Here is a 21129-nt window from a genome sequence, read left to right on the forward strand (position 1 = left end):
CCTTTCAGGGGGAGAAGCGGATGTACCATCGCAAGGATACGCGTCCGGTCAAGGTCGGAGACTTGACCATCGGGGGAAACGACGAAGTCATCATCCAGAGCATGTGCACGACGAAGACGGCGGATGTCAAGGCAACGGTGGCGGAGATCCACCGTCTCGAAGAGGCCGGTTGTCAAATTGTGCGCGTGACCGTCAACAATAACGAAGCGGCCGATGCGATTCGCGAAATCAAACGGCAAATTTCGATACCGCTTGTCGCGGATATCCATTTCGACCATCGGCTTGCGTTGAAAGCGATCGAGAACGGTATCGATAAAGTGAGGATCAATCCGGGAAACATCGGCCGGAAGGAAAAAGTCGAGGCTGTCGTCAAGGCATGCAAGGAACGGGGCATCCCGATCCGAATCGGTGTCAACGCCGGCTCGCTGGAGAAGCATTTGCTCGATAAATACGGCTATCCCACGCCGGAGGCGATGGTGGAAAGCGCCTTGTTCCACATAGGCATCTTGGAGGAACTCGATTTCCAAGACATCATCGTGTCCCTTAAAGCGTCGGATGTGCCGATGGCGATTGCGGCGTATATGAAAGCTGCCGCCGTCATCCCATATCCGCTGCATCTTGGCATAACGGAAGCGGGCACGTTGTTTTCCGGAACGGTGAAGAGCTCCGCCGGTCTCGGCGTATTGCTTCATGCCGGTATCGGCTCCACAATTCGGATCAGCTTGAGCGCCGATCCGGTGGAAGAGGTGAAGGTGGCGCGCGAGCTGCTGAAGTCTTTCGGTTTGATTTCCAACGCCGCAACCTTGGTGTCTTGTCCGACATGCGGCCGGCTGGACATCGATTTGTTCGCCGTGGCCAACGAAGTGGAAGCCTACTTGGAGAAAGTCAAAGTGCCGATTAAAGTTTCCGTCTTAGGCTGCGCGGTGAACGGCCCCGGCGAAGCGAGAGAGGCCGATATCGGCATCGCGGGAGCCCGGGGCGAGGGGATGTTGTTCCGGTACGGGGAAATGATCCGCAAAGTGCCGGAAAGCGACCTTGTTTCCGAGCTAAAGAAGGAAATCGATCATATCGTTGAAGAATATAACCGAACAGGCGTCATACCGGGACGGAAACACGGTTCCGGCGTATAGCGAGAGCGGCACCGCTTCCTTATTGAGGAAGCGGTGTTTTTTTTGTTTCTTTAGTCGGATTTTACCGGATGAAGGGCCTGTGTAGAGGCAATACTGAAATGTATTAGGGGATGAAATGACAGGAGGGTACAGTGAATGACTTTGAGTCTTGTACTTATGTTGGTTCAAGTGTTTTTTGCCGTTGTTATCGGCTTATACTTCTGGAATATGCTTCGCAATCAACAAACGAATAAAGTAGCCGTCGACCGGGAATCCAAGAAGGAAATGGAGAAGCTGCGCAAACTCCGCTCCATATCGCTCACCAAGCCGTTAGCGGAGAAAACGCGGCCGACAACGATGAACGAAATAGTCGGGCAAAAGGAAGGCATACGGGCGCTAAAAGCGGCGTTGTGCGGCCCGAATCCTCAGCATGTTATCATTTACGGACCACCGGGAGTCGGCAAAACCGCCGCCGCACGCGTGGTGCTGGAAGAAGCGAAGAAGAACGCGGATTCGCCGTTTCGGCAAGAAGCGAAGTTTACCGAGATTGACGCAACGACCGCCCGCTTCGATGAGCGGGGAATCGCGGATCCGTTGATCGGTTCCGTACACGACCCCATATACCAAGGGGCAGGGGCGATGGGTGTGGCGGGCATACCTCAGCCGAAGCCCGGCGCCGTAAGCAAAGCGCACGGAGGATTATTGTTTATCGACGAGATCGGAGAGCTGCACCCGATTCAGATGAATAAATTACTGAAAGTGCTCGAAGACCGGAAGGTGTTTTTGGAGAGCGCGTACTACAACTCGGAGGACACCCATATCCCGAGTTATATTCACGATATTTTTCAAAACGGTCTGCCCGCCGATTTTCGCTTGGTAGGCGCAACGACACGGACGCCTCAAGAGCTGCCGCCCGCGCTTCGTTCACGCTGCATGGAAATTTTTTTCCGGCCGCTGCTTCCCGATGAGATCGGCCAGATTGCGGAAAATGCGATGTCCAAGGTCGGGCTCGAGCCTAATGCGCAAGCGGTTGAAGTGGTGAAGAAGTATGCAACGAACGGCCGGGAAGCGGTCAATATCGTCCAGCTTGCGGCAGGCGTAGCGATGACGGAAAAGCGCAATGAAATAACGGCTGCCGATGTGGAGTGGGTTGTGAGCAGCAGCCAAATGTCGCCGCGGCCCGAAAAGAAGATTCCCGCCGAGCCGGGCGTCGGATTGGTCAACGGTTTGGCCGTGTACGGACCGAATATGGGGACGCTTCTTGAAATAGAGGTGACATCGATCGCTGCGGAGCGCCCCGGAGCAGGCAAGCTGATTATTACGGGGGTAGTCGACGAAGAGGAACTGGGAGGCGGCACGAAGACGCTGCGCCGTAAAAGCATGGCCCGCGGCTCCGTTGAGAACGTCTTGACTGTGCTGCGCAGATTCGGATTGGCGCCGCAAGATTATGATCTGCACGTAAATTTCCCTGGCGGTGTACCGATTGACGGGCCTTCTGCCGGCGTGGCGATGGCGACGGCGGTAACTTCGTCGATATTGAACGTACCTGTGGACAACAAGATCGCTATGACGGGGGAGGTCAGCATTCACGGCAAAGTGAAGCCGGTAGGCGGGACGGTGGCGAAAGTGGAAGCGGCGTTCCAAGCCGGCGCTACGAAAGTGTTTATCCCGAAAGAAAACTGGAACGCGCTGTTTGAAAATTTGCAAGGAGGTCTTCAGGTCGTCCCGGTCGACCATATCGACGAGCTGTTCGGCGAGCTGTTCGGCATTCGCCGCGAGCATTTCGCGGAAATTGTGCCAAGCTTGCCGGGGGAAACGGCGCACGCTCCGGCCGTATCGATTCTTCATGCGGATGGCAAGCCCGAATAAATGGTCATGCTCCATTGGTGTTTTACAACCAACTTTGATAGAATGAAATACAGCCATTTTTAGTGAAGAGTTCTCTGGAGGTGCCACAGGATGGGCTTGAACAAACCGAAAGGACGGCGCCTGCCGCTGCTGCCTTTACGGGGGCTCTTAGTGTATCCGAGCATGGTGCTCCATCTGGACGTGGGGCGAGAAAAATCGGTCAAAGCTTTGGAAAAGGCGATGGTCGAAGACAACATGATCCTGCTCTGTACACAGTCGGAAATCAATATCGAAGAACCGACTCAGGACGATATTTACCGGATCGGAACCATATCCCGAGTCCGCCAAATGCTGAAGCTGCCCAACGGCACGATACGCGTATTGGTGGAGGGCGTCATGCGCGCCGAAATCACCGAATATGTACCGAATACGGAATATTACGAAGTTATGGTCCGCGAGCTGCCGGAAAGAGAACTGGATGATCCCGAGATCGACGCGCTCATGCGCACGGTGCTCAACCAGTTTGAACATTATATCAATTTATCGAAGAAAGTGACCCCGGAAACGTTGGCCGCAGTGTCCGACATCGACGAACCGGGGCGCCTTGCGGATGTAATCTGCAGCCACTTGTCGTTAAAAATTAGAGACAAGCAAGACATTCTGGAAACGATCGACGTCCGCTCGCGATTGGAGAAGCTTCTCGAGTTTCTCAACAATGAACGCGAGGTGCTCGAACTCGAGCGCAAGATCAGCCAGCGTGTCAAGAAGCAGATGGAGAAGACGCAGAAGGAATATTACCTCCGCGAGCAGATGAAAGCCATCCAAAAAGAGTTAGGCGATAAGGAAGGCCGCGCCGGAGAGGCGGACGAACTACGCGCTCAATTGAAAGAGGCGAACGTCCCCGAGAAAGTGGCGGAGAAAGTTGAGAAGGAAATAGAACGGCTGGAGAAGATGCCGGCTACTTCTGCAGAAGGCAGCGTCATTCGCACTTATGTCGATTGGTTATTGTCTCTCCCATGGACCAAGCAAACGGAAGACGATTTGGACCTTGCCAGAGCGGAGGAAATATTGAACGCGGAACATTACGGTTTGGAAAAACCGAAGGAACGCGTGCTGGAATATTTGGCGGTCCAACAACTAGTGAAGAAGCTCAAGGGGCCGATCCTTTGCTTCGCCGGTCCTCCCGGTGTCGGCAAGACGTCGCTTGCCAAATCGATCGCCAAATCGCTTGGACGCGAATTCGTTCGCGCCTCTCTTGGAGGCGTGCGCGACGAAGCGGAAATCCGCGGCCATCGCCGGACCTATGTGGGTGCGATGCCGGGACGAATCGTGCAAGGGCTGAAGAACGCCGGCACAAACAATCCGGTGTTTCTATTGGACGAGATCGACAAGATGGCCATGGATTTTCGCGGAGATCCGGCGTCCGCTTTGCTGGAAGTGCTTGATCCGGAACAAAACAATACGTTCAGCGACCATTACATCGAGGTGCCGTTCGACTTGTCGAAAGTCATGTTCATAACGACCGCCAATGCGCTTCACAACATTCCAAGACCGCTGTTGGACCGTATGGAAGTGCTTTATATTCCGGGGTACACCGAATTGGAAAAACTGCACATTGCGGAGAATCACTTATTGCCTAAACAAAAGCAGGAGCACGGCCTGGACGCCGAGCGGCTTCAGTTGGATTCCGAGGCGCTGCTTAAAGTGATTCGCGAATATACGCGGGAGTCCGGCGTGCGCAATCTCGAACAGCAGTTGGCGTCGTTGTGCCGCAAAGCGGCCAAGGCAGTCGTGGCCGAGCCCGAAAGCATCGTGAAGATTACTTCTGATAACGTGCCCGAGTATTTGGGCCCCGCCAAGTTCCGGTACGGGATGGCGGAAGAAGAAGATCAAGTAGGCGTCGTATGCGGTCTTGCTTGGACCGAGGTCGGCGGGGACACGCTGTTGATCGAAGTGACGGTCTTGCCGGGCACCGGCAAGCTCACGCTTACCGGCAAGCTGGGAGACGTGATGAAGGAGTCGGCTCAAGCCGCTTTCAGCTACGCGCGTTCCCGTGCGGCGGAGCTCAACATTCCGGAGGACTTCCACGAGAAGAACGATATTCATATTCACATTCCGGAAGGAGCCATCCCTAAGGACGGACCTTCGGCTGGCATCACGATCGCAACCGCACTTATTTCAGCGTTGACGGAGCAGCGGGTAAACCGTGAAGTGGCGATGACGGGTGAAATAACGCTGAGGGGACGTGTGCTGCCGATCGGCGGATTGAAGGAGAAGGCGCTTGCCGCGCACCGCGCGGGCATAAAGAAGATCCTTTTCCCTCAGGACAATGAGAAGGATTTGCGGGAAATACCCGACAGCGTGAAGGAAGACGTCACATTCGTGCCGGTGTCGCATATGGACGCAGTTCTGGAACATGCTTTGGCCGATTCGTAAACGTAACGGAGATTAACCCCGAAAGGGCGGTTGTAATACCGATGAAAATTTTGCAAGCCGAATTTGTCATAAGCGCGGTCAAACCGAATCAATATCCCGAGGACGCCTTGCCGGAAATCGCTCTGGCAGGGCGTTCCAATGTCGGCAAATCTTCGCTGATCAACCGGCTGATCAACCGTAAAAATTTGGCGAGGACAAGCTCCCAACCCGGAAAAACGCAAACGTTAAACTACTATCGAATTAACGAAGCGATGTATTTTGTGGATTTACCGGGTTACGGATTTGCCAAAGTTTCGAAGGAAACCCGGAAACAATGGGGAAACATGATCGAAAGCTATTTGACGAAACGGGATACGCTCCGGGCGGTCCTGCACCTGATTGATCTGCGCCACCCGCCGACCGCCGACGATGTTACGATGTACGAATGGCTTGTCCACTACGGATTGCCCGTGTGCGTCGTTGCCACGAAAGCCGATAAAATACCGAAAGGCAAACGGGCGAGCCATGCCAAAACGGTCAAAGAGCGCTTGAATATGAGACAAGGGGATCCGCTTGTCATATTCTCCTCGGAAGACGGAACGGGTAAAGATGAATTGTGGGGAGTCATACAATCCTTCCTCTCAAACGAAGAATAACGTTAAACACTATAGGGAACCCCCAAACTCCGTGCAGGAAACAGAGGATTGGTCGGGTATTGCCGCTCTCCCTCCGGTTAATTGCGAAATATTGTAGTTTTTGCCCGAAAATCAATGAATCGGCTGCGGGCAAAAGGTATACGGTTTGTTGTATAATGGTTATGGGACCGAAACTTGTGTTTCCTAACCTTAACGAATTGAGGGAGATTTCTTTTATGGCTCAGCGGTTAGCGACCGAATACGTCAAAACCTGTCTGATGTTATCCGAAGCCCAATTATCGCAACTATTGCAGCTGTTTCACAATTATAATTTAAAGTTTAAAGTGAAGGTGCTTGAGAACGGAAGTCAAGAAATTGCCGTCGAAGACTTGACCGGAACAGATCTTGTCCTTACGTTTGAACGGAAACAAGGACATTACGTTCTGGAGGGTTCTTGCCGGTTTACGGACACGACTCTGGCGAACGCAATGAGGACAGCGGTTTCACAATTCAAAGGCGACGCCGTTGTAAACCGGATTTACGAGCATCACACGGTGGAGTATCAGTACCGTCAAGGTATCGTCACGCGCATTACGGAACGCAGCAAGCGCGGCGAAAGACTCATTTACGCGCATAAAGACACCGTCGGCCAACTGACTGAAGTTTTCCGCAACCGTAATGTGGAAATTCAAATTCAAGTGGCGCAGCTTGAAATCGACGACCTGCTCGACCGACGTAACAAGAGCCGGGATGATACGGAGCTCAAGCGCATAGACGGCGAATTGTCTCGGCTTACGCGCCGGTTGTTTGTGCTGGAAGCTTGATCGTTCTATAGAATACCGCCTCGTTGGGCGGTATTTTTTTGTATTTCGCGGCATGCCAAGCCGCATTTCAACCGCGAATTGCATACCGTATGATGGATGGGCAATTGTTAAGATTTTTCCAAAGGCCGGTTTTTGAGAAAAAAACTATTGCATTTATGGGCAAATGATGTTACTTTTATCATCGTTGAAAAAAATTAATAGGAACCAGGATTCACTCAGGACATGGATTATCGCGAGATTGATCCCCTAGAGCAGTGAATGACGTAGGTCCTAGCGGATGAAATTTGTTTTACACATTTTATTCCTAGGAAGGGGGAACCGAAAGATGGAATACTCTACTTTCGGAAGACATGTTGCCGTTGACACTTGGGGCGTGGACTTTGACAAATTGAACAACGCCGAATGGCTTCAGTCCCAATTGGTTGAAGCAGCAGAAGTCAGCGGTGCAACGGTACTATCGGTTCAATCCAAGCAATTCGAACCTCAAGGCGCGACGGTGTTGGTACTCTTGTCGGAGAGCCATCTCTCGATCCATACGTATCCTGAGAAGGGATTCGCCGCTATCGATTGCTACACGTGCGGCGATACGGTCGACCCGCAAATGGCGATCGACTACCTGGTGGACGTATTGAAACCGGAAACGGCGTATGCGAAAAAACTGGTCCGCGGCATCGGAGAACTTCAAGTTGTTGAACCGGAAATGAAAACTGCGGTTGCAGTAAAGTAAGCGAATTAACAACGCAAATGACATGACCATGGAACTCGTGTTCCGTGGTCATTTATTTTTCTCCCGTACATAGGATGTACAAACCCAAAGTGCAGGAGGAAACGTAATGCTTATGCGAAAAGGGCCGCGTACAATCGTATTAGTGGTTATAGCGGTTATGGGAGTTTGGACCGTCATCCAGCTGATCGGCGCGCTTCGCTCCGACAATACGTCCGAAGACGCCAAAATTTTGCTTTACGAGGCTTCTTTGTTTCAAGTAGAGCTATTGAGCGGTTTCGCCGGCGAGGCGAATAGACTGGCTGCTACGGACCAATTGAACGGGCTGAAACAGGCGGCGTATTCCGTTGAATATACGCATGGCAAACTTCTGAAAGCTTGGGGAGCGCCGCTGCCCGAGCTGCGTTCCGTTTCCCGCCTTATGGAATGGATCGTCCGGATGCAGATCGGCGGCGACAGGGCGTTGAAAGCGGAAGAAACAGAGCTGTTGGGCGCTGTCGGGCCTCATTTCCAACAGTTGCACGCGGCATATGCGCAATTGTTGACGCAAAGCGGCCATATCGTCGGCTCGCAAGCCGATATGATGAAGAAAGCGGATGATGCAATTGTGAAGCTGCTATCGGAGCATGTAAAGTAGCGCTTATACGTGCTCTGCCTTCCTTGAATTTACTTCGATGAAGGGTTTGGTTGTAACATTGAAATTCATGAAGTTTGATGCAGAACTGATCAATTCAATGTTGCAACCAAACCTTCCTTTATTCGCGGTCTGGCTTCCTTGAATTTACTTCGATGAAGGTTTGGTTATAATATTGTCATATATGTTAACCGGACAAGGCTGTCGCGCATTCAATATTTTGTCATTATTGTTTGAGGTACGGCTTGTCGATTTATGATATAATGTCGAAAGTGCATGATTTGGACGAAAAGTATTATTTTTAAGTAGGAAGGCGGTGAACTCGATGCACATTGTCGTCGTAGGCTTGAACTACCGGACGGCCCCTGTGGAAGTAAGGGAGCGGTTTGCCATCGCGCCCGAACGGCTGCCGCAAGCGCTCATGGAATTGAAGGCCGTGAAGAGCGTTCTCGAATGTGTCATCGTGGGCACTTGCAACCGGACGGAAATTTACGCGGTCGTGGACCGCAAAAAAATATGCGGGCAACATATTCGGGGTTTCATTGAATCGTGGTTCGGCGTTGCGCGGGACAAATTTTCACCGTATTTGTATACGCATGAGGATGACGCGGCGATTGAACATCTGTTCCGCGTAGCGTGCGGTCTCGACTCGATGGTGATCGGCGAGACGCAAATTTTGGGCCAGGTTCGCGACGCCTTTCTGCTCTCCCAACGTGAGAAAACAACGGGCATGCTCTTTAATATGCTCTTTAAGCAGGCGGTTACCATGGCTAAACGCGCGCATTCGGAGACGGCGATCGGCGAGAACGCGGTATCCGTATCTTATGCGGCTGTGGAGCTCGGCAAACGCATATTCGGGACATTCGCAAAGAAGAACGTTCTTATCGTCGGAGCCGGGAAGATGAGCGAATTGACGGCGAAGCATTTACGCTCCGGGGGGGCGAAGAACATCGGCGTTGTAAACCGGACGCTTTCCCGCGCGGCGGAGCTTTCGGCCAAGTTCGGAGGAAGCGCGCATGCAATGGAGCAATTGCCGGAATTGCTTGCGCAATCCGATGTCGTTATCTCGTCGACAGGGTTTGAAGGCTTGGTGCTTAAGAGAAGGGATGTCGAAGCGGCGATGCGGCTGCGGCCGTCCCGACCGCTCTTTATGATCGACATCGCGGTTCCGCGCGACCTGGACCCGGAGATACACAATGTTCCTAACGTATACTTGTACGACATCGACGATCTTGAAGGAATTGTCGAAGCGAACAAGGAACTGCGCCGTCAGGAAGCGGCCAAGATCGAAGGGCTCATTGCCGCGGAGCTCGAAGCGTTCCATCAATGGTACCGGACGCTTGGTGTCGGTCCGGTCATCCGGGCGCTGCAGGACAAAGCGTCGTCCATTCACGAGGAGACGCTCGCAAGCATGCGCAACAAATTGCCCGATTTGTCCGAACGTGAGTGGAAAGTGATCAGCAAGCTCACCAAGAGCATGCTGAACCAGATGATGCATGATCCGATTTTACGCGTGAAAGAGATGGCGCCGGAACGCCGGGGAGATGAAGCGCTGGAGCAGTTCATTGCGTTGTTCGGGTTGGAAGAAGCGATGCAGCGCCAGCTGCGGGAACGGGAGACGCAGGCCGAAGCGGACCACTCCGAGGCGCCGGTAAGTTCCATACGCAACCGCGGCTCCATGACCTTGGCGTGAGCCAAGTAAGCGGGGTGCTGTCATGATTACGAAAAATTGGATGTACGATTTAATAATTTATATATATGCCCTGAGCCTTCTGTTTTATTTCACCGACGTCGTTTCGAAGAACGACGGCGCCAAGCGGATGGGCGCAGGGCTGCTTGTTTTTGTGTGGGTGCTGCAAACTTTGTTTTTCTTCGTCCGAATGTATGAACACCGGTATATGCCGCTGTTGACGATGTTCGAAATATTATTTTTCTTTTCTTGGCTGTTGGTCACCGTCTCGATTGTGGCGAGCCGGTTTTATCCGTTGGGGTTCGCCGTCTTTTTCGTCAATGTGTTCGGATTTACCATTCTTGTGTTGAACTTAATGTCCGATCCCGGCGTTGCGCCGTCGGCTTTCGCGGCTTCGGAAGAGCTGCTCTGGCTTCACATCGCTTTGGCGCTGTTCAGCTATGCGGCTTTCGCTCTCTCGGCGGTGCTCTCCGGACTATATTTGTTTTTATACCGGCGGTTGAAAGGGAAACGATGGTCGCTCGCACTGAATCGTCTGCCGAGCCTCGAATCGATGGAGCGCCATATGTCGTTGTACGCCCTTGTCGGACTGCCGATGCTGATACTGTCGTTATCGCTCGGATCGGTATGGATGGTGCTGGAATATCAGTCGGCGGCCGCTCTGTTTTTCGACTTTAAAGTGTTCGGGACGCTCGCAGTCCTGCTGTCATACGGTTGGTTGTTTGTGCTGAAGCGAAAGTTTCAAACCCCGGGAAACCGGCTCGCGCTTTGGAATTTGGCGAGCTTCGGAATCCTTCTTGCGAATTTTGCGTTCTCGAATTTCTTCTCCTCGATTCATCCGTGGTTCCCGTCGGGTTAATAAACGCGGTACGTGAAAAGAACGACAAGAGAGGTACGAATGATGGAACAATTCAGCACTTACTACCCCCTCATGCTTCATTTGCGGCGGCGGAGATGCGTGGTGGTCGGCGGCGGGAAAATCGGTTGGAGAAGAACCAAGGCGCTTCTCGAAGCAGGCGCGAACGTCGTCGTCGTATCGCCTGATGCCGTACGGCCGTTGATGGAAGCTGCGGAGGAAGGCAAGCTGGCGTGGGAGCGCAGAACGTATCGGGTCGGCGATTTAGCCGGGGCGGCGCTGGCATTCGCAGCGACGAACGACCCGGCGGCGAACGAGGCGGTTGCATCGGAAGCGGCAAGCTTGGGTGTGTGGATAACAGTGGCGGATGATCCGGAGCGAAGCGATTTTATAGTCCCGTCGGTCGTCCGCCGAGGGAGGTTGACGATTTCGCTGACGACGGGAGGAGCTAGTCCGCTTCTAACGAGGAAGATTGCCGGCGAGATCTCGGCCGCGTATGGCGAAGAGTACGCGGCGTATACGGAGGTGCTGGCGAGGCTGAGGCGGCGTATCAAGAACGAGATTGACGATCCCGCGCTGCGTCATGATAAGCTGGAGCTTTTGTTGGACATGGATTTGCTTTCCGCGCTTGGCGGTGGCGAATCGCCAGATGAAGCGGAAAATCGCGCCTGGACGGCGCTCACAAGTGTATGAGAAGGCTAATTGTGTTACACTCGTAATATTCACGAGGCAACCGGAGGTTGTCCGCGAGGTAATACCGCAACAGGTACCGTCGGATAAGGCAGGTGGCGTCATGACAAAGCGCACATGGGTGGTCGGTTCGCGACAAAGCGCTCTAGCGTTGACCCAAACCCAACAAGTGCTGGATGATTTGAAGAAGCTGGCCCGTACGCACGGGCTCGATTACGATTTCGAGATACGGAAAATTGTAACGAAAGGCGACCGTATCTTGGACGTTACTTTATCGAAGGTCGGAGGCAAAGGTCTGTTTGTGAAAGAGATAGAACAGGCGATGTTTGACGGCGAAATCGATTTTGCAGTTCATAGTATGAAGGATATGCCGGCGGAGCTGCCGGACGGCCTTACGATCGGCTGCATTCCGCAGCGCGAGGATCCCCGGGACGCTTTCATCTCGAGGACCGGCGCCGGGCTGACCGAGCTTCCTCAAGGAAGCTTGGTCGGGACAAGCAGCTTGAGAAGAAGCTGCCAGCTGCGCCATATGCGCCCCGATTTTGCGGTCGAGGCGATGCGGGGCAACATCGATTCCCGGTTAAAGAAGCTGGAAGACGGCGTGGCCGACGCCATAGTACTGGCGGCCGCCGGCCTGCATCGAATGGGATGGGACGATCGGATTACGGAGTATCTCGCCGCGGATGTTTGCGTGCCTGCCGTCGGGCAAGGGGCGCTTGCCATCGAATGCCGGGAGGGAGACGGCGAGCTTCGTTCCTTTCTGAAACTATACGATGATGAACGAACCGCTGGGGCCGTCGCGGCGGAGCGAGCTTTTCTCGCGGTTCTGAACGGAGGATGCCAAGTTCCGATCGGCGCGCATGCCGTGTTGAAGAAGCATTCGCCGGAAGGCGGTCATTTAATTGCGTTGACTGGCGTAGTCGGAAGTCCCGACGGATCGGTCTTGCTCAAAGAAAGTCTCGAAGGCAGCAACGCGCAAGAACTCGGCGCCCGCTTGGGGGAGAAGCTGCTTTCCATGGGCGCGGAGCGCATACTTGCCGATGCAAGGAGCGATGAAGGGTGAACGCTGAAAGAACCAAGGGAAGAGTGTTTTTGGTCGGCGCGGGTCCCGGGGACCCCAAATTAATAACGCTGAGGGGTCTCGAGGCGATCCGGAAGGCGGATGTGGTCGTATACGACCGGTTGGCCAGCCCGAAGCTTCTGCGGCATATGAGACCGGATGCCGAGAAAGTGTTTGTCGGAAAATTGCCGGACAAGCATATGATGAAGCAAGAGGACATCAACCGCCTGCTCGTAGATTTGGCCGCGCAAGGAAAGACGGTCACCCGGCTCAAAGGCGGCGATCCTTCCGTGTTCGGGCGCGTCGGAGAAGAAGCGGAGGCGCTTGCGGACGCCGGTGCGGATTTCGAAATCATACCCGGCGTCACATCGGCTATCGCCGTTCCCGCGTATGCTGGCATCCCTGTGACGCACAGGGATTTTACGTCATCGTTCTCGATCGTCACCGGGCACGAGTATCCCAATAAAACATACAACGGCGTCGATTGGGACCACTTGGCCAAAGCTTCGGGAACTCTCGTATTTTTGATGGGCGTGGCCAATATCGACAATATTACGACCGAATTGATAACCGGCGGCATGAAGCCGGATACGCCTGTCGCTCTTATCCGTTGGGGAACATGGATGGAGCAGCGGACATTGACCGGAACGCTTTCCGATATTGCGGCCAAAGTGAAGGAGAGCGGATTTACCTCGCCTGCGGTCATTATCGTCGGCAAAGTCGTTAAACTGAGGCAAAAGATCTCTTGGTTCGAGAAGAAACCGCTGTTCGGACGCCGCATCTTAGTCACGCGCGCCCGCGCGCAAGCGAGCGGGTTGGTCGACGCAATCGACGATCTCGGAGGAGATGCCGTGGAATGTCCCGTCATCCGGACGCAAACCGTGACGCAACCTGCGGCCAGAGAAGCTCTGTACGGCGCTTTATCCCGAATCGAGCAGTTCGACTGGGTGCTGTTCACAAGCGTCAACGGCGTGGACCATTTCTTCCAAGCGTGCATGGAGATGGGGATTGACATTCGCCGAATGCATGGCGCGCGAATCGGCGCCGTCGGTCCGAAGACCGGCGATGCTCTGCGCACGAGAGGCTTGATGCCCGACTTCATGCCCGCGTCTTACAGGGGAGAAGCGCTTGCCGAGAGCCTGCCGGAGACGCTTGCGTCCGGTCAACGCGTTCTGCTTGCGCGAGCGGAAATCGCAGGAGAAGATTTACCCCGCATTCTTCGCGAACGCGGCATGTCCGTAACGGATGCCGGCGTTTACGAGACGGTGCTTTCCGACGAAGGGGCGGAGGAAGCGATCGAACTGCTTCGGGAAGGCCGTATTCATGCCGTTACGTTCACAAGCTCGTCGACGGTTCGCAATTTGTTCGAAGCGCTGCGCAAGCACGGTGTGGAACAGCCTTTGGATTTGCTGAAAGGGGTCGCCGTGTTCTGTATCGGTCCCGTAACGGCGGGCACGGTAAAGGAAAGCGGCCTGCACATAACAGCCGTAGCGGAAGATGCGACGGTCGATTCCTTGCTTCGCGCAATGGTTCAGTCATTCAACGGGGGGGAGACGCCACTTGAGTTTTCCTAGAGTTCGGCATAGAAGATTGCGGTCGACCGCGGCGATGCGCGGTTTGGTAAGAGAAACAAGGCTTTCGCCGGAGCAATTCATTTATCCTATTTTCGTGACGACGGGAGAAAACGTGAAGGAAGAAATTCCGTCCATGCCGGGCGTGTTTCATCAGTCACTGGACCGGTTGGAGGATGAGCTTCAGGAGTTAAGAGAGCTCGGCCTCCGCTCGATTCTGCTGTTCGGGGTTCCCGACGCGAAAGACGAAGCCGCTTCATCCGCTTACGACGATGACGGGATAGTGCAGCGCGCGATCCGCCGGATCAAACAATTGGACAATGAATTGCTGATCGTGGCGGATACGTGCGTCTGCCAGTATACAAGCCACGGTCACTGCGGGATCGTGGAACATCATCCGCATACGAAACGCGCGGAAGTCGCAAACGATCCGTCGCTCGAGCTTCATATCAAAACCGCCGTTTCCCAAGCGAAAGCCGGCGCGGACATGATTGCCCCATCGAATATGATGGACGGTTTCGTTTCCGCCATCCGCGCAGGTCTGGACGATGCGGGTCTCGATCACGTCCCGATCATGTCGTATACCGTCAAGTACGCATCGGCATATTACGGGCCGTTCCGGGATGCCGCGCATTCCGCGCCGCAATTCGGCGACCGGAAGACGTACCAGATGGATCCGGCCAATGCCAGAGAGGCGCTTCGGGAAGCGGAATCGGACGTCGTCGAAGGAGCCGATATCTTGATGGTGAAGCCCGCGCTTGCATATCTGGATGTCATCCGCGCGCTGCGGGAACAGTTCGAGCTTCCTCTGGCGGCTTACAATGTGAGCGCGGAATATTCGATGGTGAAGGCGGCTGCGCGCAACGGTTGGGTCGACGAACGCTCGGTCGTATTGGAGACGTTAACCGGCATGAAACGCGCCGGAGCCGATATTTTGATCACATATCATGCGAAAGACGCCGCCCGTTGGCTTCGGGAAGGTTGACGGGCACGGGAAATATAGAGCTTTCAACGCGCCAGCTTCCAAGGCGCGTTTTTTGCCTTCATCCGCGCAACTGTCATACTTTTGTCGCAGATGTACTCTATATAAAGTTGTTGCGGTATGGCGTTTAGGGCATAATGGGTTGTAAGTAAGTATTATTCCTTTGAGTTACTTCGAAGAAGTTTTTCTTAAGATTCTAGAATTTATAAGTTTCAAAGTGAACGGCAATTCTAGAATCGCAAGAAAACCTTCCGCTAATCGCGGTCTTGCTTCTTTGAATTGGCCTCGAAAGAGGTTTTCTAACTATTTTCGCACTATTTCATAGACGGGAGAAATTATGAGTTACTGCGATCTTTTTTTGAGAGCTTGCCGAAAGGAAGCCACGGAGCGCGTACCGGTCTGGTATATGCGCNAACTATTTTCGCACTATTTCATAGACGGGAGAAATTATGAGTTACTGCGATCTTTTTTTGAGAGCTTGCCGAAAGGAAGCCACGGAGCGCGTACCGGTCTGGTATATGCGCCAAGCGGGAAGATACGACCCCGATTACCGGAAGATTAAAGAAAAATATTCGCTGCTTGAAATATGCGAGCAGCCCGAGCTTGCGGCGGAAATCACGCTGATGCCGGTCCGCAAACTGGGAGTGGACGCGGCTATTCTATATTCGGACATCATGAATCCGGTCGCTTCGATCGGCATCGATTTCGATATCGTCAAGAACGTCGGCCCCGTCATTCACAACCCGATCCGCAGCCGGGCGGATGTGGAGAAGCTTAAGCCGATCGACGTCGAAGGGGACTTGCCGCATGTATTGGAGACGATCCGTATTTTGGACAGGGAACTGACAATCCCTTTGATTACTTTCGCCGGAGCCCCGTTTACGATCGCTAGTTATTTAATCGAAGGCCGTCCGTCGAAGAGCTACATTTTGACCAAATCGTTGATGTACGGCGAGCCTGATGTATGGCAGGCGTTAATGGATAAGCTCGCCGATATGGTCGTGGCGTACGTGAAGGCGCAGCTTGCGAACGGCAGCAAAGCGGTGCAGCTGTTCGACAGCTGGGTCGGAGCTCTGTCGCCGCGAGACTTCTCGACCTATGTGCTGCCGACGATCGAGCGTATTTTTCAAGAGCTCTCCGGTCTGCCGCAGCCTAAAATATACTTCCCCGGCGTCGCTTCCGGCGAGCTGCTGCCGCTTCTTCACAACGTGAGGGCGGACGTAATCGGATTGGATTGGAGGGTGTCGGTCCAAGAAGGCAGAAGGCGCCTCGGAGGAACGTTCGCCGTTCAAGGAAACCTTGATCCGTACGTGCTGACGGCTCCCATGGACGTGGTGAAGGCGCAGGCCGCCGCGATCATTGACGAAGGATTGCACGAGCCCGGCTATATATTCAATTTAGGGCACGGACTGTTTCCGGAGGCGTCCTTGGATAAACTTCGGGAATTGACCGAGTTCGTACGCGAGTATTCGGAAAAACGAATCGCGGAACGCGTATCCGGCGAGCAAAGGATGTGACGGGCGTGAACGGAAACGGGAACATGAAAGAAGTGCCGAGAACGGTGGGCGTGTTGGTAATGTCATACGGCACGCCTGAGAGCTTGGATCAAATTGAAGCGTATTACACTCACATCCGCAGAGGCAAGCCGCCGACGCAAGATCAGCTTCAAGATCTCAAACGCCGCTACGAAGCGATTGTAGGCGGCTTTTTTCCGCTTCGCAAAAATACGGACAATCAAGTCGCCGCTCTGCAGGATACGTTAAACGGCAGTGATCCGGGTACGAGGTTTGTATGCTATCAAGGCTTGAAGCATGCGGGGCCGTATATCGAGGACGGAGTACGAGCCATGGCGGGCGACGGCGTTCGGGAAGCGGTCGGCGTCGTGCTTGCTCCGCATTATTCTATTATGAGTGTCGGTGGTTATATAAAGCGCGCGCAAGCGGCAGCTGAAGAAGCGGGAGTCCGGATGGTATTCGTAGAAAGCTACCATCTCCACCCGAAATTGATTAAAGCTCTGTCGGATCGTGTGAAACGCGCGCTTGATCGATTTACGGAAGTGGACCCGGAGGAGGTCCGGGTGCTCTTTACGGCGCACAGCTTGCCGGAACGCATCTTGCAGATGAACGACCCGTATCCGGATCAATTGACGGAAACGGCGAGAGCGGTCGCGGAAAGCGCCGGGGTCGAAAACTGGCAGTTTGCTTGGCAAAGCGCGGGTCAGACGGGAGAGCCTTGGCTTGGGCCGGATATACTCGAACAATTGGAGCACATTCATTCGCAGGAGGGCGTCGACTACGCGCTCATCTGTCCGATCGGCTTCGTATCCGATCATCTTGAGGTGCTCTACGATCTCGATATCGAGGCGCAAGCGCTGGCAAGGAAGCTGGGCATGCGCTTGGAACGCACGGAAATGCTGAACACGGAGCCGCTGTATATGGAAACGTTGGCGGACGTCATACGCTCCCAAAGCCGTGCTCTTCAGGAAGGTTGATGCGCAATGGCGGATGAACGCACTGCGGCGAAGGTCGTCGTTGTCGGCGGCGGCATTACCGGGCTTAGCGCCGCATATTACGCGGTCAAGGCGTTTCGCGAAGCGGGGCGGCCGGTTGAAGTGACGCTGCTCGAGGCGTCGGAGCGGCTTGGAGGCAAAGTCGAGACGCTCCGGCGCGACGGTTTCGTCATCGAACGGGGCCCCGATTCGTTCTTGGCCCGAAAATTGGCGGTTATTGAACTTTCCAAAGAGCTTGGATTGGAAAGCGAGCTGGTCCGGACGAATCCGTCGGCGAAGAAGACGTATATTTTATTTCGGGGAAAGCTGCACTTGATTCCGCAAGGATTGGTGCTCGGAATACCGACCCGGTGGATGCCGTTCGTTACGTCCGGACTGATCTCCTTGGCCGGAAAAATGAGGGCCGCCTTGGACCTCGTCTTGCCGGGCGCTAAGAAAGCCGAAGACGAGTCGCTGGGCGGTTTTCTCAAGCGCCGGCTGGGGCGGCAAGTCGTCGAACGCATTGCGGAACCGCTGCTGTCCGGCGTCTATGCGGGCGATGCGGACCGTCTCAGTTTATTGGCGACGTTCCCGCAATTTCGCGCGATAGAAAACAAATACGGCAGCCTTATTGCCGGCATGAGCCGCGGCGCGGGCGCAACGCGCACCGGATCCTCCAATGAAGAGATGATACCGGAATCTCTTAGAGGCAGCGTCTTTCTAAGTTATCGCCGAGGTATATCTGCGTTAGTAGAAAAGTTGGCGGCAACGATCGATGAAATAGGCGTTGAAGTTCGCACGGGCACGCAGGTGAAACGTATTCGCAATAATGGGGGCCGGCCGGAGCTCCTGCTCTCCGCCGACGGTTCGGCGCTTCAAGCTGATGCCGTCATCGTGACGGCGCCGGCGCCGGCTTTGGCGGGAATGATCCCCGACGTGACGGAAGCGGAAAGCTTTAAGGAGATGCGCTACGCTTCCGTAGCGAATATCGTGCTTGTGTACCGGCGTGAAGACGTGCAGCAGCAATTGGAGGGATCGGGATTTGTCGTCCCGAAGATAGAAGGACGCTTCATTACGGCCTGCACGTGGACGTCTTCGAAGTGGGAGCACGTCGCGCCGGAGAACAAAGCCGTTATCCGATGTTACGTCGGGCGATCCGACGATGAACGTTGGTTGGGAATGAGCGATGATCGAATAATCTCCGAAGTAAGAAGAGATATCGCCGAGTTGACCGGCATCCGCGCGGAGCCCGAATATGTCGAAATAAACAGGCTTCCGAGATCGATGCCTCAATACGCGGTCGGTCATGTGGAACAAGTCAAGTCGCTGCGGGAAGCGCTCCGGCGGGACTTGCCCGGCGTATTCGTCGCGGGTGCCGCATACGAAGGGGTCGGGCTGCCCGACTGTATTCGTCAAGCGCAGGAAGCGGTTCGCGCCGCGGCGGATTACGTCTCGTTTCCTTGAGTTGAAGATCATTTTACTATACGCATTTAACGGAAGGATAGGTGGCGACCCATGAACGGTCAACAAAGCAGACTGATAAATCAATCCCGGGAAGCGTTCGAACGGGCGAAACGCGTCATCCCAGGCGGAGTGAATTCCCCTGTGCGCGCTTTCAAATCGGTCGGGAGCACGCCGTTTTTTGTCGAGCGCGGCGCCGGATCGCGTATTTATGACATAGACGGCAACAGCTATATCGATTACGTCGGCTCATGGGGACCGCTTATCTTGGGTCACGCCCACCCCGAAGTGCTTAAAGCGATCGGCGAAGCCGCATCGAAGGGGACAAGCTTCGGAGCGCCCACGGAGCTTGAGACGGCGATGGCGGAGCTCGTTTGCGAGCGGATGCCTTCCGTCGAAATCGTTCGGATGGTGAACTCGGGAACGGAAGCGACCATGAGCGCTCTCCGCCTGGCGCGAGGATTTACGAACCGCCCGAAGATCCTGAAGTTTGAAGGCAATTACCACGGACATGCCGACGCCTTGTTAATCAAAGCAGGTTCGGGCGTCGCGACTTTGGGGCTTCCGGACAGTCCGGGCGTCCCTGCAAGCGTGGCGGAACATACGATTACGGTGCCTTTCAACGATCCCGAACCGCTGCGCGCCGCTTTCGAACGCTTCGGAGAGCAAATCGCCGCCGTCATTATCGAACCGATAGGCGGGAATATGGGCGTCGTTCCTCCGAAGCCGGGCTTCTTACAGGCTGTAAGAGACATTACAAAGCAACACGGGGCGTTGTTGATTTTCGACGAAGTGATGACGGGATTCCGGGTGCATCTTCACAGCGCGCAAGGGCTGTACGGCATTACGCCGGATTTGACCTGCATGGGGAAGGTGATCGGCGGCGGATTGCCGGTGGGAGCTTACGGCGGCCGCGGCGAAATCATGGAGATGATCGCCCCGAGCGGCCCCGTGTATCAAGCGGGAACGCTTTCGGGCAATCCGCTCGCGATGGCTGCGGGACTTGCGACATTGCGCTTGCTGGGCGAGCCCGGCGTGTATGAGGAGCTTGAACGTAAATCGGCCCGTCTGGAGGAAGGTCTCGGGCGCAACGCGAAGGAATTCGGTGTTCCTTGCACAATTAACCGTGTCGGATCGATGATTTGTCCGTTCTTTACGGATGTCCCGGTTGTGGATTACGCTTCGGCGAAGACGTCCGATTTGGCCCGTTTCAACAGAGTGTTCTCCCGTCTCCTTGACGGCGGTGTGAGCATCGCGCCTTCCCAGTTCGAAGGGTTGTTCGTTTCGACCGCCCATTCCGACGAGGATATCGAGTTGACGATCGAAGCCCATTATGAAGCGCTGAAGCTTGAAACGGTATAAGCGGCTGTATGAGCGGAAAGAAGACCTTCTTCGAAATGGAAGGTCTTCCTTTATTGCAGGCATATATTCGGCCAGCGCCGTTTATGGTATATTCAGGTAAAATGTTCTTGCTGTACAATACCATTATTCAATTCATGCAACGGAGAGCCGATATGAGCCTGTTAGATGTAGTCGAGCAGCTGTTCGCGCAATACGGGTACTTTGTACTGCTGGTCGGGCTGCCTTTGGATTTTATTGCGCTGCCGATTCCTCCGGGAAACAGCACTCTGACTTATACCGGTTATTTATCTTATAAAGGCGTACTCCATTTGGCGCCCGCTTTCTTACTGGCATTGACGGGTTCGCTGTTGGGACTCACAATTACTTATTTTATCGGGTATAGACTCGGAATGCCGCTGGTCGAGCGTTATGGCAGGCTGTTGTTTTTAAAACCGTCCCATGTACGGAAGACGCGTCAATATTATGACAAGTACGGGGATAAATTGCTGCTCATATGTTTTTTTATTCCCGGGGTCAGGCAGTTTATCGGATATTTCATTGGAATCATACGCATTCCTTACCGCACTGTCGTTATTTATGCCTATACGGGTATTTGTTTGTGGGTTATCGCTTTTTTTGCAATAGGTTATATTTTCGGAGAACAGTGGGAGTTCGTCTTTAGCCTCGTGGAAAAATATTTAAAGTTTGCGTTCATCGGATTGGGAGCGATATTGCTCGTGTTCCTCGTCGTAAGATGGCTCATACGTAACCGTCGTCATTACCGTTAACATGCCCATCCAC

The 21129-nt window shown here is 54.2% G+C and carries 18 protein-coding genes; all 18 read left to right on the forward strand.

Annotated features, from left to right (window positions below; all coding sequences use genetic code 11):
• The first annotated feature begins 20 nt into the window (after nt 1-20).
• The 18 genes from ispG (at nt 21) to JET16_RS18725 (ending at nt 21116) form a co-directional block, all read left to right on the forward strand.
• Nucleotides 21-1130: a flavodoxin-dependent (E)-4-hydroxy-3-methylbut-2-enyl-diphosphate synthase gene (gene ispG, locus JET16_RS18640; protein WP_199618440.1), complete on the forward strand. Its 1110-nt coding sequence runs from the start codon at nt 21-23 to the stop codon at nt 1128-1130.
• Between the two features lie 135 nt (nt 1131-1265).
• Nucleotides 1266-2978 carry an ATP-dependent protease LonB gene (gene lonB, locus JET16_RS18645; RefSeq protein ID WP_199618443.1) on the forward strand — a complete coding sequence of 571 codons (1713 nt, stop codon included), beginning with the start codon at nt 1266-1268 and terminating at the stop codon, nt 2976-2978.
• 90 nt (nt 2979-3068) lie between these two features.
• Complete coding sequence (lon, locus tag JET16_RS18650; protein ID WP_199618446.1) at nt 3069-5393, forward strand: endopeptidase La; 2325 nt, start codon at nt 3069-3071, stop codon at nt 5391-5393.
• Between the two features lie 41 nt (nt 5394-5434).
• Nucleotides 5435-6028 (forward strand): ribosome biogenesis GTP-binding protein YihA/YsxC, encoded by a 594-nt coding sequence (yihA, locus tag JET16_RS18655; protein WP_199618450.1) that lies wholly within the window; start codon nt 5435-5437, stop codon nt 6026-6028.
• A 215-nt stretch (nt 6029-6243) separates the two neighbouring features.
• Nucleotides 6244-6831, forward strand: a complete 588-nt coding sequence (locus tag JET16_RS18660) for a non-ribosomal peptide synthetase module (RefSeq protein WP_199618452.1) — start codon at nt 6244-6246, stop codon at nt 6829-6831.
• Nucleotides 6832-7156: 325 nt separating this feature from the next.
• Entirely contained in the window at nt 7157-7558 is a 402-nt protein-coding gene (speD, locus tag JET16_RS18665) for an adenosylmethionine decarboxylase (protein ID WP_199618455.1), read from the forward strand.
• A gap of 106 nt (nt 7559-7664) precedes the next feature.
• A complete protein-coding gene (locus tag JET16_RS18670; RefSeq protein ID WP_199618458.1) occupies nt 7665-8192 on the forward strand; it encodes a hypothetical protein in 528 nt (175 codons plus the stop codon).
• Nucleotides 8193-8514: 322 nt separating this feature from the next.
• Entirely contained in the window at nt 8515-9882 is a 1368-nt protein-coding gene (gene hemA, locus JET16_RS18675; RefSeq protein WP_199618461.1) for a glutamyl-tRNA reductase, read from the forward strand.
• Nucleotides 9883-9904: 22 nt separating this feature from the next.
• The gene (locus JET16_RS18680) at nt 9905-10738 is read left to right on the forward strand and encodes a cytochrome C assembly family protein (protein WP_199618464.1); all 834 of its coding nucleotides are present in this window, start codon (nt 9905-9907) and stop codon (nt 10736-10738) included.
• A gap of 39 nt (nt 10739-10777) precedes the next feature.
• A complete protein-coding gene (locus tag JET16_RS18685; protein ID WP_199618467.1) occupies nt 10778-11428 on the forward strand; it encodes a precorrin-2 dehydrogenase/sirohydrochlorin ferrochelatase family protein in 651 nt (216 codons plus the stop codon).
• Between the two features lie 100 nt (nt 11429-11528).
• A complete protein-coding gene (hemC, locus tag JET16_RS18690) occupies nt 11529-12488 on the forward strand; it encodes a hydroxymethylbilane synthase (protein ID WP_199618472.1) in 960 nt (319 codons plus the stop codon).
• On the forward strand, nt 12485-14059 hold the full coding sequence (gene cobA, locus JET16_RS18695; RefSeq protein WP_325176721.1) for a uroporphyrinogen-III C-methyltransferase: 1575 nt from the start codon (nt 12485-12487) through the stop codon (nt 14057-14059). The genes hemC and cobA overlap by 4 nt, the downstream gene beginning before the upstream one ends.
• Entirely contained in the window at nt 14046-15041 is a 996-nt protein-coding gene (gene hemB, locus JET16_RS18700) for a porphobilinogen synthase (RefSeq protein WP_199618482.1), read from the forward strand. Before cobA ends, hemB begins: the two co-directional genes overlap by 14 nt.
• A gap of 446 nt (nt 15042-15487) precedes the next feature.
• Nucleotides 15488-16555 carry a uroporphyrinogen decarboxylase gene (gene hemE, locus JET16_RS18705; RefSeq protein ID WP_199618491.1) on the forward strand — a complete coding sequence of 356 codons (1068 nt, stop codon included), beginning with the start codon at nt 15488-15490 and terminating at the stop codon, nt 16553-16555.
• Between the two features lie 32 nt (nt 16556-16587).
• The gene (gene hemH / locus JET16_RS18710; protein WP_199618625.1) at nt 16588-17529 is read left to right on the forward strand and encodes a ferrochelatase; all 942 of its coding nucleotides are present in this window, start codon (nt 16588-16590) and stop codon (nt 17527-17529) included.
• A 6-nt stretch (nt 17530-17535) separates the two neighbouring features.
• Nucleotides 17536-18990, forward strand: coding sequence for a protoporphyrinogen oxidase (gene hemG / locus JET16_RS18715; protein WP_199618498.1), 1455 nt, complete (start codon nt 17536-17538; stop codon nt 18988-18990).
• Between the two features lie 51 nt (nt 18991-19041).
• Nucleotides 19042-20349 (forward strand): glutamate-1-semialdehyde 2,1-aminomutase, encoded by a 1308-nt coding sequence (gene hemL, locus JET16_RS18720; protein WP_199618501.1) that lies wholly within the window; start codon nt 19042-19044, stop codon nt 20347-20349.
• 152 nt (nt 20350-20501) lie between these two features.
• Entirely contained in the window at nt 20502-21116 is a 615-nt protein-coding gene (locus tag JET16_RS18725; RefSeq protein ID WP_199618504.1) for a DedA family protein, read from the forward strand.
• Nucleotides 21117-21129: the final 13 nt, after the last annotated feature.

The organism is Paenibacillus alkalitolerans (assembly GCF_016482785.1).
GTDB classification, from domain to species: Bacteria; Bacillota; Bacilli; order Paenibacillales; family YIM-B00363; genus Paenibacillus_AE; species Paenibacillus_AE alkalitolerans.